The 12,318-nt window shown below is 45.9% G+C and carries 11 protein-coding genes and 1 pseudogene; 8 read left to right on the top strand and 4 right to left on the bottom strand.

The annotated features are described in order from the left end of the window. Nucleotides 1–53: 53 nt before the first annotated feature. Nucleotides 54–773, top strand: a pseudogene (locus CS921_RS13120) (DUF2238 domain-containing protein). 149 nt (nucleotides 774–922) lie between these two features. Continuing rightward, nucleotides 923–1,915 carry an NADP-dependent oxidoreductase gene (locus CS921_RS13115; protein WP_099224622.1) on the top strand — a complete coding sequence of 331 codons (993 nt, stop codon included), beginning with the start codon at nucleotides 923–925 and terminating at the stop codon, nucleotides 1,913–1,915. A 102-nt stretch (nucleotides 1,916–2,017) separates the two neighbouring features. Here the strand turns inward: CS921_RS13115 and CS921_RS13110 are convergent, their stop codons facing one another. Genes CS921_RS13110 through CS921_RS13100 form a run of 3 tightly spaced genes read right to left on the bottom strand, consistent with a single transcriptional unit; the run spans nucleotide 2,018 to nucleotide 6,305 of the window. Beyond that, a complete protein-coding gene (locus CS921_RS13110; protein WP_099224620.1) occupies nucleotides 2,018–4,273 on the bottom strand; it encodes a transglutaminase-like domain-containing protein in 2,256 nt (751 codons plus the stop codon). Continuing rightward, nucleotides 4,188–5,351 carry a DUF58 domain-containing protein gene (locus CS921_RS13105; RefSeq protein WP_099224618.1) on the bottom strand — a complete coding sequence of 388 codons (1,164 nt, stop codon included), beginning with the start codon at nucleotides 5,349–5,351 and terminating at the stop codon, nucleotides 4,188–4,190. Before CS921_RS13105 ends, CS921_RS13110 begins: the two co-directional genes overlap by 86 nt. 6 nt (nucleotides 5,352–5,357) lie before the next feature. Further along, on the bottom strand, nucleotides 5,358–6,305 hold the full coding sequence (locus tag CS921_RS13100; RefSeq protein WP_099224616.1) for an AAA family ATPase: 948 nt from the start codon (nucleotides 6,303–6,305) through the stop codon (nucleotides 5,358–5,360). 227 nt (nucleotides 6,306–6,532) lie between these two features. Here CS921_RS13100 and CS921_RS13095 point away from each other — a divergent pair, with 227 nt between their 5' ends. The 5 genes from CS921_RS13095 to CS921_RS13075 all read left to right on the top strand — a co-directional run bounded on the left by CS921_RS13095 (nucleotide 6,533) and on the right by CS921_RS13075 (nucleotide 10,699). Next, the gene (locus CS921_RS13095; RefSeq protein ID WP_099224614.1) at nucleotides 6,533–6,883 is read left to right on the top strand and encodes a PadR family transcriptional regulator; all 351 of its coding nucleotides are present in this window, start codon (nucleotides 6,533–6,535) and stop codon (nucleotides 6,881–6,883) included. Continuing rightward, the gene (locus tag CS921_RS13090) at nucleotides 6,858–7,454 is read left to right on the top strand and encodes an HAAS signaling domain-containing protein (RefSeq protein ID WP_099224612.1); all 597 of its coding nucleotides are present in this window, start codon (nucleotides 6,858–6,860) and stop codon (nucleotides 7,452–7,454) included. Before CS921_RS13095 ends, CS921_RS13090 begins: the two co-directional genes overlap by 26 nt. Beyond that, a complete protein-coding gene (locus CS921_RS13085; protein WP_099224610.1) occupies nucleotides 7,447–8,538 on the top strand; it encodes a DUF4097 family beta strand repeat-containing protein in 1,092 nt (363 codons plus the stop codon). The genes CS921_RS13090 and CS921_RS13085 overlap by 8 nt, the downstream gene beginning before the upstream one ends. A gap of 217 nt (nucleotides 8,539–8,755) precedes the next feature. Next, nucleotides 8,756–9,859: a dual-specificity RNA methyltransferase RlmN gene (gene rlmN, locus CS921_RS13080; RefSeq protein WP_099224608.1), complete on the top strand. Its 1,104-nt coding sequence runs from the start codon at nucleotides 8,756–8,758 to the stop codon at nucleotides 9,857–9,859. Nucleotides 9,860–10,021: 162 nt separating this feature from the next. Next, nucleotides 10,022–10,699, top strand: coding sequence for a DsbA family oxidoreductase (locus tag CS921_RS13075; RefSeq protein WP_099224606.1), 678 nt, complete (start codon nucleotides 10,022–10,024; stop codon nucleotides 10,697–10,699). A gap of 60 nt (nucleotides 10,700–10,759) precedes the next feature. Here CS921_RS13075 and CS921_RS13070 read toward each other — a convergent pair whose 3' ends face one another. After that, nucleotides 10,760–11,593, bottom strand: a complete 834-nt coding sequence (locus CS921_RS13070) for an STAS domain-containing protein (protein WP_099224604.1) — start codon at nucleotides 11,591–11,593, stop codon at nucleotides 10,760–10,762. 246 nt (nucleotides 11,594–11,839) lie between these two features. On the opposite strand from CS921_RS13070, the gene imm48 reads away from it, so the two are divergent. After that, nucleotides 11,840–12,250: an Imm48 family immunity protein gene (gene imm48, locus CS921_RS13065; protein ID WP_099224602.1), complete on the top strand. Its 411-nt coding sequence runs from the start codon at nucleotides 11,840–11,842 to the stop codon at nucleotides 12,248–12,250. The last annotated feature ends 68 nt before the right edge of the window (nucleotides 12,251–12,318 follow it).

Below are 12,318 nucleotides of genomic sequence, written 5' to 3'. Positions count from 1 at the left end.
TTTTATAGGGGAGTCGGCTATAATGAAGTATGTTCGTAAAAAGGAGGAAAAAAATGAAAAAAATCAAACAATGGAATTGGGCGAAAATCCTAGCTATTTTTGTACTCATCACGTTGCTTGCTTCTACTGTTTATGCCGCAGTTAATCTGGCACTTGCTCCATCATCCGGTCCGGTTCCTGAGGGAGAACAAACGAAGGGCGACTACTCACTGATGTTGATGCAATGCGTGCTCGGGATTGTCGTTTTATTCCTGCCATCGATTATTGGACGAAAATTAAAGCTGGAAATTCCCGGAGCTATGTATATCGTCTTTATTATTTTCTTATATTGCGCCATTTATCTTGGGGAAGTTCGCAGCTTCTATTACTTGATTCCAAATTGGGATACGATTTTGCATACGTTTAGTGGTGCCATGCTCGGCTGTCTCGGCTTTTCGATTGTCAATTTGTTGAACAATCATGACAAAGTAGCGATGCATCTGAGTCCATTTTTTGTGGCACTGTTTGCCTGCTGTTTTGCCGTATCACTTGGCGTTGTCTAGGAATTCTATGAGTTCACAGCAGATGGCCTTTTCGGTATGAATATGCAGAAAACAATGCTTGAAAACGGGACGATGTTGCAGGGACATGCGGCTGTTGCAGACACGATGGGTGATCTGTTTGTCGACTTCCTAGGCGCCTTTGTTGTTTCAGTGATTGGTTACATCTCAATCCGCCGGAAAAAAGGATGGATGAAAAATTTTGAGTTTAAAAAAGTGACAGAAAAGAAATAAAGCTTACGAAAGAGGGGATTTTTTCCTCTCTTTTTTTGATTGTACCAAGTGAAAATCGTCCTGCCATCCGCTTTAAGAATGAGTTTCGCGTTTAGCAAGCCGCAGAAGGTGGTAACAGCCTAATAGAAAATAGAGAGGTTGTGACGAAAATGGAACAGATCATTTTAAAGAAACGTCCAATCGGGCTTCCCAAAGAGACGGATTTTGAACATAGAGAAATCAAGCTAAAAGGGCTACATGAAGGTGAGTTGCATCTTCGGTTAACGTATCTTTCGGTGGATCCGTATTTGCGGGGCAGAATGAATGATGTGAAAAGCTATGTGGAGCCGTTCAAACTAGGCGATCCCATTGAAAGTACGGGGATTTTGGAGGTCGTTCGTTCCAAAAGTCAGGATTTCGCTGTTGGGGAAAAAGTGATCGCGACGGTCCCCTGGCAAAAGGAAGTCATCCTGCCAGATACGCAGGTCCGAAAAATCGACAGCACCTTGGCGTCTGCTCCGGCCTATTTGGGCGTTATCGGCCTGACAGGGCTGACAGCATATTTTGGTCTGCTGGATATCGGTAAACCGCAGCCGGGGGAAACCGTTGTGGTCAGTGCTGGTGCCGGAGCAGTCGGGTCAGCAGCTGGTCAGATTGCCCAAATAAAAGGTGCGCGGGTCGTCGGGATTGCCGGCAGTGATGAAAAAGTCCGCTATATGGTGCAGGAGCTTGGCTTCGACGTGGGGGTCAATTACCGTGCGAAAAACTATCCGGAAATTTTAGCTAAGGCCTGCCCGGACGGCATTGATGTATATTTTGAAAATGTAGGTGGGCCAGTAAGTGATGCAGTATGGCCACTTTTAAATCGTTATGCACGGATCCCTGTTTGCGGTTCGATTTCTGGTTATAATAAAACGGCTGATGAAGATAGCGGCCCGCGGATTCAAAACTATTTGATCAAAACCAGTGCGGAAATGAAAGGCTTCACGGTTGGCAACTATGCAGATGCTTTTCCGGAAGGGCGGCAGCAGTTGATCAAATGGCTGGAAGAAGGCAAGCTGACACATAAAGAAACGTTGATTCATGGGTTCGATCAGATTATTCCGGCGTTTCTTTCGCTTTTTGAAGGGAAAAACATTGGGAAAATCGTGATTGAAATTTAGAAAAATGCCTCTAAGCGGCTTGAGAAAATGAACGAACCGCCAAAAGTTGGATTTTTAGGTCTCCCTTTTGGCGGTTCGTTCAAAAAGCGCTAGAGGCATTTTTTAATGGGTCTTTTTAGATTTGAAATTTTTGAGTTGCTGAATAGCTTGCAGAAGAGTCTCTTTTTGTTCGACTAAAATTTGCGTCTGGTCATTGCCATACAGGAAGGCTTCATAGCGTGTCGTCAAGTCGCTGAAAACGGTCGTCTCCATTTTTCGGTCCAGTTTTTCGGCATGACTACGGAGCGTTTCCTGTTCGTTACGCGGCTCGACTTTTGCTGACAATTTGACGAGCGCCAGATAAGCCTTGGCAAAAGTGATTTTTTCCTGTCGAATCTTTCTTTCAAGCGACAAAAGCCGGAGTTGTCTTTGGAAAATTACTCCCAGTGCAACAAGGGCGATTATGAGAACGAGCGGTACCAGCCAGAACCAGCCGGGCAGTTTGAAATTAGCCGAATGACTAGCGGCGGACGGTTTGGCAGTCTCTTGTGGCGCCTGATTGGCACCGTTTTGCTGTTCCGTCTGACCGCTATTTTGACCGCCTTGATTAGGATCAGCAGGTGTTTCGCTGGAAGAGCTTGTGCCGTCTTGCGTGTTCGCATTAGAGCCGGAATCAGAATTGACAAATTGCTCCGGATTGGAGAATGTGGCAGTTGGCTCAAATGGCACCCAGCCTGTCCCCGGGAAATATACTTCCGGCCAAGAGTGGGCATCATCATTGGTAATCTGATAGGTGGTTTTTTCACCAGTGGCGGTTTGGATTTTTTCACCGGCAGCAAAGCCCTTTGCCCAGCGAGCAGGAATGCCTTGTGCGCGTAAAAGGACGACCATTGCTGTCGAAAAATTATCACAATAGCCAATTTTTGTCTCAAACAGAAACTGGTCGACATAATCCGCATCTGGCAGCGTGTCCGTTGCTTCGGTCGTGCTGTAAGTGTAGCGACCGCTAAAGCTGAGATAATTTTCAATGGCCTTGGCCGCATCATACGGATTGGTCGTATCCTTGGTAATTTTCTGAGCCAAGTCCCGAACGCGGTCAGGAAGGCTATCTGGAAGCTGCGTATACTGAGCCATAAATTGGTCGCTCACTCCGCCATATGTGGCTTCCCGCATTTTTTTCGTATCATAGACCGGCTCTGTAACGGTGACCGAATAATTTTTGATCGTGTCGGCCGGTGTGATTTTTTCAGTCGTATTCATCATGGCAAAGGTTTGATCGGCCGCTTGGATCGACTGGCTGCCATATGGATATACGAGATAGTCATTGGACGCGGCGAAAGAAATCGTCAAATCGGTCGCTTCATCCGCATAAGTTTCATTTAGGCTCAGCGGGATGCGGCTGTTTGACTCAAAATAAGTCTGTTTGGTATTTGTTTGATTGGCCCAGCCGACCCCCGTATAGGTGCGTTTGGCTTCGACGCGATAATAGTGGGGGCGATCCGTTTGTACTTGGAAAACCTCACTGTGATCCGCTTCGAGCGAACCGCCTAACCGTGTGTCATCTTCACTATAGCCCACCGTTTTAGTCGTCCCAATTCCAAGCGTGCTTTTGATAGCCGGCACCGGATCGGCCCAGTACGGACCCTGCCGCGGCATCGCCATACTTGCCAAAATGAAAACGATCAATAGGGCAAGGATGCTGGTATGATAAACGACCGGTCGCCATTTGGACGTGAGGCCGGAAAGCCGGTTTGAAGTTTCAAGTCGCATCGATAAGGCGAAGTGAAGGATCACAAAAGCAAGAATAATCGTCCGAATCAGTGCGAAACCGCCATTATAGCCTGTAAAAGTATTTACGACCGTCAAATAGACAACTGTCAAAACGAGCACGCTCATGATCCGCTGTTTGCGCAAAATGCTGTAGGCGGTAATATAACTGAGCAGCCAGAGCGCCACGAAGAAAATGAATGTAACAAAAATCATCCCGATATCGCTGGCGTTGAAGGACAAGAGATTGATCAAGCCGTTTTTGAGCGCTGTGAGAAAAGAAGGCAGCCAGCTTGGATCAAACGGATGGCCATTATGATAGTAAATCCCTGTTAAAAGGTACAGGAGTAAAAGATGCACTGGCAGCGTTATGTAAAACCGCCACCGCAGAAAATACATGGCAAGGGACAATGCGACGAAAAGGATGGCCCAGCCTGCACCGGAAAGCTTTGTCAGATATACAAACGGATAAATCCATTCGGAAATCAGCAAAAGTGCCAGCAGATACAGGACGAAAGGGGCAATTTTAGCGGTTATTTTCATCGGTGTCACCTCCATCAGCTGTTTCAGGCAGGGCGAGCGCTTTTTTCGGTAGGTAAATGGTTCCAGCATCCATCTGTCCCCCGTCTAAAATGCTGACTAGTTGAATCGTCTGTTTTTGCACGCTAGAGCGAACGGCTTTTTGGAGAGCCGGGTCGACAAATGGAGTGAAAAGAATGGTTCGCTGGTTTTGAGCTAGCAAGCTGGTCAGCGGTTCCGCCAGTTTTTCAGCCGTTGCAGGAGCCACCTCGGCAAAAGCTTTTGCAATGTCTTCCAATTTGGCATGACCGCGGCTAAAACCGAACGTCTGCCCATTCTCGCCAAGAACCGCCACACTGACCTCACCATTTTGTTCCAGCATTTTGCGTGCGAAAGAATAGGCGGCCCGAAGCGCAAAATCGAAATGCGGATGCTGCTGTCCATAAAAAATCACCCGAACACGACTGGAAGAACTGTTTTCATACTCGCGAGCCATGACTTTGCCCGTTTTGGCAGAAGATTTCCAGTCAATCCAAGAAATCCGGTCACCAGGCGTGAATTCGCGCAAACCGTGGATGTTCTGATTCTTTTTGAACGTCCAGTTCGTCGCATTTCGTTCGTTTTCAGGCGAGTTCTCACTGATTTTCATCAAAATATCTGGAAAATAGCGTGGATAAATGGTCAATTCTACGGCTTCCCCTAGTCGAGCGCTTCTTTCCATCAAACCAAACGGATCACTCGTTTCCGCCTCGACAGCTGGAAAAACGTGTTTGCCGCGCACCGCCGTAAACGGCGCCAAATCGGCAGTAATCGAGCGCTTAAAGAAGGGATAGATCACCTGCTGGCGGCCCGGAAGATTCCCGAGAGTCTCCGGCATAGCTTGCTGCATCAGCAAATAGCCCATTGGAAAGGCCCGCTTTCTAGCAAAATGTACCGTCAGTCGAACGGTCTCCCCCTCCTGAATCCGCGCTTTATGAAAGTCACGTTTAATCTGCCAATTTTTCAGTCTGAATAATGAGCCGCAAACGAGTAGCAGCAATATAAAACTAAAAAAGTAAGTCAGAAACCAGCTGGCAAAATCCCCTTGAAAAAGCGTGTACGTCCACAAAGCGACATAAAGAAGCAAGAAAACCCCAAAGCGCATCAGTAGCAAGGCGCGTTTAGTCGTCATCAGACATTACCCTTTCTCGACTGGCACGGGGACTTGCGCCAGAATATCAGTCAGGATTTGAGCACTTGTTTCTTCCTTGTAAAGCGCTTCTGGTTTTAAAATTAGCCGGTGACTGTAGGCAAACGGAAGCAGATACTGAATATCATCAGGCAGAACGAACGCCCGGTTTTCAATCAGGGCAAAACTTTGAGCAGCCTGCATCAGCGCCACGGTACCGCGCGGGCTAACACCAAGTGCCACACTCGGATGCTTTCGCGTTGCCTCAGTAAGAGAAACAATATAACGTTTGATTTCCTCGCTAACAAAAACCTTTTTCACCGCTTCTTTTAAATGGAGCAAATCGGCTTCGGCCACGACCGACTCCACGGCTTCAATCGACTCACCATTTTGTTTGGCAGATAGTAGCGCGAGCTCTTCTTCGCGTGTTGGATAGCCCATATTGATTTTCAGCATAAAGCGATCCAGCTGGGCTTCCGGCAGCGGGTAAGTTCCTTCATATTCGATCGGATTCTGGGTGGCCATCACGAAGAACGGGTCATTCAGCGGCCGGGTGATGCCGTCGACCGTGACATGCATTTCAGCCATCCCTTCAAGCAGAGCCGCCTGCGTCCGAGGTGCCGTCCGGTTGATCTCGTCAGCCAGTACGATATTGCCCATGATTGGCCCAGGACGAAATTCAAATTCGCGTGTTTCAGGATTGAAAACAGACACGCCTGTAACATCAGCCGGCAGAAGATCCGGCGTAAATTGGATTCGTTTAAAGCTGGTGCCGACAGATTTCGCGAGCGCCCGGACAAGCATGGTTTTTCCGACACCGGGCACATCTTCAATCAGGACGTGACCGCCAGCTAGTAGCGCAGTCAGGCTGAGTTTGGCCACATTTCGTTTGCCGACAATTACTTTTTCTATTTCATTTAATATTTTTTCTATGTGTAAAAATGGTTGGTTGGTCAAGGATAGGCCACCATTTCAGTAGTTTTTTTGCATGTTACTTTAATGCTACTATACAATCGACCCGATGTAAAAGATATTAAGTTTAAAAGTTTTTAAAGAAGATATGACAATTTTATTTTTTTAGTACCTTGCAATGAACAGTAGTGAGTGTTATACTGTATTTAACTAGTAAATAATGTTTAGTACTGATGTTTTTAAATTACTAAATGGTGGAATGGAGGGTAATGATGGAAGTAAATCCGCAGTTTAAAAAAGGTGTATTGGAACTTTGCTGTCTTTATTTGATACGCGCCAAGGACCGCTACGGATATGAGCTGGCACAACAAGTCTCCATTTATATTGAAGTAGCAGAGGGGGCCATCTATCCGGTACTTAGAAGACTGGTCAAGGAAGGATACTGCACGACTTATTTGAAAGAGTCGACGGAGGGACCTTCACGAAAATATTATCAGCTGACAGTTAAAGGTGAGATGTACTTGAATGAATTGATTTTTGAATGGAGTAATTTTACAGATAGCGTGGCACGGCTACTGGAGAAGGAGGGAAAGCGGGATGAAGAAAGCGGAATTCATGGCTGAGCTGGAAGAACGGCTCTACCGCTTAAATTCAAGTGAACGAGAAGAATTTTTAAATGACTACGAGGAGCATTTCCGAAATGGTGAGGCAGAAGGCAAATCAGAAAGTGAAATTGTGATGAGTCTCGGCTCACCGAAAGCCATTGCAGATGATATTTTTGCAGAGCGCGAGGAACTTCTGCAAGATCCAACGAAGGAAATGGAAACTTATTATGTACCAAGACAAACAAGTAGCAGCAGTCGTACGCCGGGAAGCCGTGTGTTACTATTTATCGGCCTTATCTTTTTAGATTTAGTTTTACTTATTCCAGTAGCTGCAACCGCTTGGGGACTTGTAATTTCGGTTTGGGGCATTAGTGGCTGCTTTATCTTATCGCCTGCCTTTGTGGGGATTGCGATGGTTCTCGGACAGAACATTGCCTTTTATCAAATGTTTGCATCAATTGCCATGGTTGGTTTGGGGCTGATGCTCTTACCAATCGCCGTTTATTTCACCAAATGGGTCAAGAATCTGACATTGCTTTGGATCGCCAGTCACGGCTACGTTTTGAAGGGAGGCAACCGCTATGAATAAAACAAGATGGATGAAACGCGTCTTTTTGGCAGGTCTCGTCTTGCTGATTATTGGCGGTATCGGTTTCCTGCTTACCTTTAACAAGGGAGAAATGGTCGATAACGGCACGGCTTTTAATGAAACCTATGAATTATCAGATGAAAGCATCAATGAATTGAAACTGGAAACATCCCATGATACGAATATCCAGTTTAAAGACAGCACGACTGGTAAAAATTATATCGAAGTAAGCGGCCGCTATTCCGACGGCGAAATTGAACAGCTGAAAAAAGCGAAGCCGGAAAACGGCGATAAAAGTCTGACACTGGTCACCACTGATCAGGGTGACTGGTTCAACTTTTTTGAATTTCATGTTTACGGAGAGCAGACGATCACGGTTTACTTGACAGCGCCTGATATGCTGAAGGATTTAAAAGTGGACGGGCGGTCAGCAGATGTGACTGTTCAAAACGGCCAGCTCGTTCAAGCAGATTTGCAGGCGGATTCCGGTGACATAGCTCTGCACGGCTTAGATGCAGAAAAAATCAACATTGAAAACCGATCAGGCGACACGGTCATGACGGACACCAAAGGAGATACACTTTATTCAGCAGATTCCGGTGAGCTGGAAGTGGCACGCCATGAAGGCAATTTGAAAGCAGCGGCAAGTTCCGGCGGCTTTGACATTGATACGATCACAGGCAGCCAACTGTCGCTCAGCACAGACTCCGGTGAGATTTCAACCGCGAATGCAGCCAGCAAAGAAAGCAGCTATAAGACCAGCTCCGGCGATATCGAAGCAGACGGTGCAACAGGTAAAGTCACCGCGAGTACAGATTCCGGCTCGATCGAACTGGACGGCTTAAAGGAAAATGTCTCGGCTGAGTCCTCGTCGGGCGATCTGGACATGACGTTCAGCCAATTGCCGGCAAAAGTAGAGGCGAAGAGTGATTCCGGCGCAATCGAATTAGAACTTCCGTCCGGTTCCGAAGCCATTTTCAATACGAAAACAGATTCCGGCAACATCAAAGTGCCGAATAGTGTGAGTGGAGCAACAAGTACCGTCACACTCACCACCAGCTCCGGCGACATTGAAGTGAAATAACCGTGAACCAGAGATAGAAGAAGGAGCCAAAGTGAAGCAATAGCCATTTTGAGAAATGGCGCTGATGCTTGATTTTGGCTTCTCTTATTTTTTCACCATTTTGCTAAGCCGGCATGATCTGTCAGTTTCTTTTTTATGGGCAAAATTCCCTGTTGCGGTGGCGATTTAAAACGTTTAGAATAGAGATGATTTGAAAAAACGGAAAGTAGGCTGAACCATGGAAAAAGAATCCATTTACGGATTGACAATGAATGAACTGATCGACTGGTTCGAAGCACACGGTCAGAAAAAATTTCGGGCACAGCAGGTGTGGGATTGGCTGTACCGCAAACGTGTCACGACTTTTACAGAAATGAGCAATGTACCAAAAGACAGTATTGCGCTTTTGGATGAAAATTTTGTAATCAATCATTTGGAACAGCAAATTGTCCAAGAATCGAACGACGGTACGACAAAATATCTTTTTAAATTGGCGGATGGCAACCTGATTGAAACGGTGCTGATGAAGCATGAATATGGCTTGTCCGTCTGTGTCACGACGCAGGTCGGCTGCAATATCGGTTGTACGTTTTGTGCAAGCGGTCTGCTGAAAAAACAGCGGGACCTGACTTCTGGTGAAATCGTTGCCCAAATTATGAATGTGCAGCATGATCTTGATGCGCGCGGCTTGGAAGAACGTGTCAGCCATGTTGTTGTCATGGGGATTGGCGAGCCGTTCGACAATTATGATCATGTGATGAGCTTCCTGCGCATTATCAATCATGATAAGGGTCTGGCGATTGGGGCCCGTCACATTACCGTCTCGACAAGCGGCCTTGCTCCGCGGATTATCGATTTTGCCAATGAGGATTTCCAGGTCAATCTGGCCATCTCTCTTCATGCGCCAAACGACGAGCTGCGTACGAGCATTATGCGGATTAACAAAACCTTCCCGATTGAAAAATTGATGGAAGCGATCCAGTATTATGTTGATAAGACCAACCGCCGCGTGACATTTGAATATATCATGCTCCGCGATGTGAATGACCATCCGAAAGAAGCGCAGGAATTGGCGAATCTTCTTAAAAATAAACGCCATTTGTCCTACGTCAACCTGATTCCTTATAATCCGGTCGATGAACACAATCAATATCAGCGCAGTAAAAAAGAAGATGTCTTGGCGTTCTATGACATTTTGAAGAAAAACGGCATCAACTGTGTCATCCGGCAAGAACATGGAACGGACATTGATGCAGCCTGCGGACAACTTCGCAGCAAGCAAATCAAAAAAGTCGGCGTCCGCGAAAGAATGCGCCGCAAACAGATGGAACAAGAACAATAAAAGACATGTGGTGCAGTTTGAACCGGCTCGATCTGGCTGACAGATTGGGCGGTGCGAGCTGCACTTTTTTCATGCACAAACAGATTGATTGCAATTGCCACGATGAAAGGGTATCCTAATAAAAAACTTACTTTTTGTAAGTGATGTAATGGAGGAATCAGCATGAAGATTGATGTGTGGTCAGATTTTGCCTGTCCATTTTGCTATATTGGCAAGCGCAATTTAGAAAAAGCGGCGGCTGGGCGGGAAGACATTGAGATTGAGTTTCACAGTTTTGAATTGGATCAAAATGCGCCGAAGCGGTACGACGAGGATATCCATCAGTTGATTGCGAACAAATATGGGAAAAGCTATGAGGAAGCGCGGGCAATGAACGATCAGATTGGTCAAATGGCAGAACTGGCCGGTCTTCATTATGACTTTGACGCGATTCAGGCGACCAACACTTTTACGGCGCATCGATTGGCCCAATTTGCCGGAACGGAAGGCAAAAAGGAAGCACTAGTCGAGCGGCTGTTTGATGCCTACTTTACGAAAGGGGCTTTTCTGAATGACGAGGAGACCTTGGTGGAGCTGGCAGCAGAAGTGGGGCTGGATGAGGAAAAAGCGCGTGAGGTGGTTCGCTCGGATGAATATCTGGCACCAGTCCGCATTGATGAAACGAAAGCGATGGAGCTGGGGATTAATAGTGTGCCGTTCTTTCTGATCGACAACAAGTATGCCCTCTCCGGCGCGCAGCCTGTCGAAAGTTTTGCAGCGGTATTGGAAAAGGCCGGTAGTGGCCAAATCCGGCAGGGGAAGAATGCATCAGGCTGTAGCGATGGCGAATGTGCCCTCTAGATAAAAAAGCAGGCTCCCTGCCGAACCGGACATTTTAGTCGGACGGCAGGGAGCCTATTTTTAACGAATCACGCGGTTTTCTCTCAGTGCAACGGAAAGCGAACTGTAGCTCTTAATATGATTAAAATCCAGCCCAACTTGAATGGCAGACTGGGCGACTTCTGGCCGAATGCCGGAGAACATCGATTGGATGCCGAGAAGTTCCAAGATTTTCATCAACTCGAACAGCTCCTCAGCAACGACAGAATCCAGTGCCGGCGAGTCGGACAAGTCGATATAGAGGATCTCAATTTCCGTATCGACGCATTTTTGTGGCACGATTTCCTTAATTTTCCGCGCGCGAAACGTATCAATACCGCCAACTAGCGGCAGAATGGCCACATGTTTTGTGATTGGAATGATCGGTGTGCCCAGCTCCGTAATCAGATTCATTTGGGCATCAAGCCGATAGGTCATGACTTCCTGATAGCGCTGCGTGTAGTGAGAGGTTAGCACGCCAAATGCTTCATCAATAGCGATCGTAGCATTCAGCGCCTCTTCTACGGTAAAATCAGGATAGGTTTTCTTATATTCTTTCATCATTTCCATGTAAGTAATTCGGATTTTAGAAGCTACTATGTAGATGATAGTGATGGGCATATTGTTGCTAATTCGCTGTTCGACAATCTTTTTGGACCATTTATCAAAATTTTGCTTAAAAAATTCTTTTTCTGAAAGCAGATAAGATGCAAAAAGCTGATTGGTTTGTAAATATTCTTGATAAAGTTGTTCTTGGTAAGCAGGGTCATTTCGTGGTTCCGTGTAGGCATCGCTCATAAATTCCGACCACTTTTTTGCAATAACAGGCCCTTTTTCAATCAGGTAGTCATATAGTTCTGGACGTTTGTTGGACATGCTTTTTTCCTCCGATGTATGTGAATTAAATCGTCTATCTTTATTTTAGTATAAATTGACTATTTTTTACAATATTTATCCAAATTAAACGCAAAAAGATTAAATTTTTGAAGAAAGCGTATTCTTGGTGTTTAGCCTCTTGCCACTGAAAATAAAAGTGCTATAATGAATCTGTCATTTGGAAACGGAGACTAAAGCAGTGATAGAAACTGCTTGTTTTTCTTTAAAAAAGGAGTGCTGAGGAAGTTGGATAAATCATTTTTTGCAGAAGCCAGAAAATGTGCAGCTTTATTTGTAGAAACGATTGATTTTAGTCAAGATAAATTTTCAAAAAAAGAAATCAAGGTGATCGTCGCCTATTTACTCGGTATGCTCACGATGCTTGGTTCGGAAATGGACGCGAGTGGAAGCGATGTGCAGTCGAGTCTAGTGGCAGCACTCGTACATCAATTCGGCTTTGGCGAAAGAGAAGCCGGAAATCTGGCCGAAAAAGCGATTGATTGCACAGAACGGGAAAACCACCCAACAGAATTCACCGTTATTAAATGCGGACTGGAAGGCTTCATGGACTATTACCGCCAAGGTCGTTATCAAGAAATCAAACAAGACATCCACCAGATTTTTGAAGTTTTGGGGGAGTTTAGTGGGGTTAAATAATAGATACACGGAAAAATGGAATTTTTATTGATTTATAAATGAATTAAATTTCTCCGTAATTGATAGGA

Source organism: Listeria costaricensis (assembly GCF_900183385.1).
GTDB lineage: Bacteria > Bacillota > Bacilli > Lactobacillales > Listeriaceae > Listeria > Listeria costaricensis.
The sequence above is the reverse complement of the archived record's forward strand: the minus strand, read 5'-3'. Positions and strand labels throughout refer to the sequence as shown.

Coding starts and splice junctions, on each gene's coding strand:
- CS921_RS13115 (WP_099224622.1), top strand. CDS start 923: ATGGAACAGATCATTTTAAAGAAACGTCCAATCGGGCTTCCCAAAGAG.
- CS921_RS13110 (WP_099224620.1), bottom strand. CDS start 4,273: ATGCTGGAACCATTTACCTACCGAAAAAAGCGCTCGCCCTGCCTGAAA.
- CS921_RS13105 (WP_099224618.1), bottom strand. CDS start 5,351: ATGACGACTAAACGCGCCTTGCTACTGATGCGCTTTGGGGTTTTCTTG.
- CS921_RS13095 (WP_099224614.1), top strand. CDS start 6,533: ATGGAAGTAAATCCGCAGTTTAAAAAAGGTGTATTGGAACTTTGCTGT.
- CS921_RS13090 (WP_099224612.1), top strand. CDS start 6,858: ATGAAGAAAGCGGAATTCATGGCTGAGCTGGAAGAACGGCTCTACCGC.
- CS921_RS13085 (WP_099224610.1), top strand. CDS start 7,447: ATGAATAAAACAAGATGGATGAAACGCGTCTTTTTGGCAGGTCTCGTC.
- rlmN (WP_099224608.1), top strand. CDS start 8,756: ATGGAAAAAGAATCCATTTACGGATTGACAATGAATGAACTGATCGAC.
- CS921_RS13075 (WP_099224606.1), top strand. CDS start 10,022: ATGAAGATTGATGTGTGGTCAGATTTTGCCTGTCCATTTTGCTATATT.
- CS921_RS13070 (WP_099224604.1), bottom strand. CDS start 11,593: ATGTCCAACAAACGTCCAGAACTATATGACTACCTGATTGAAAAAGGG.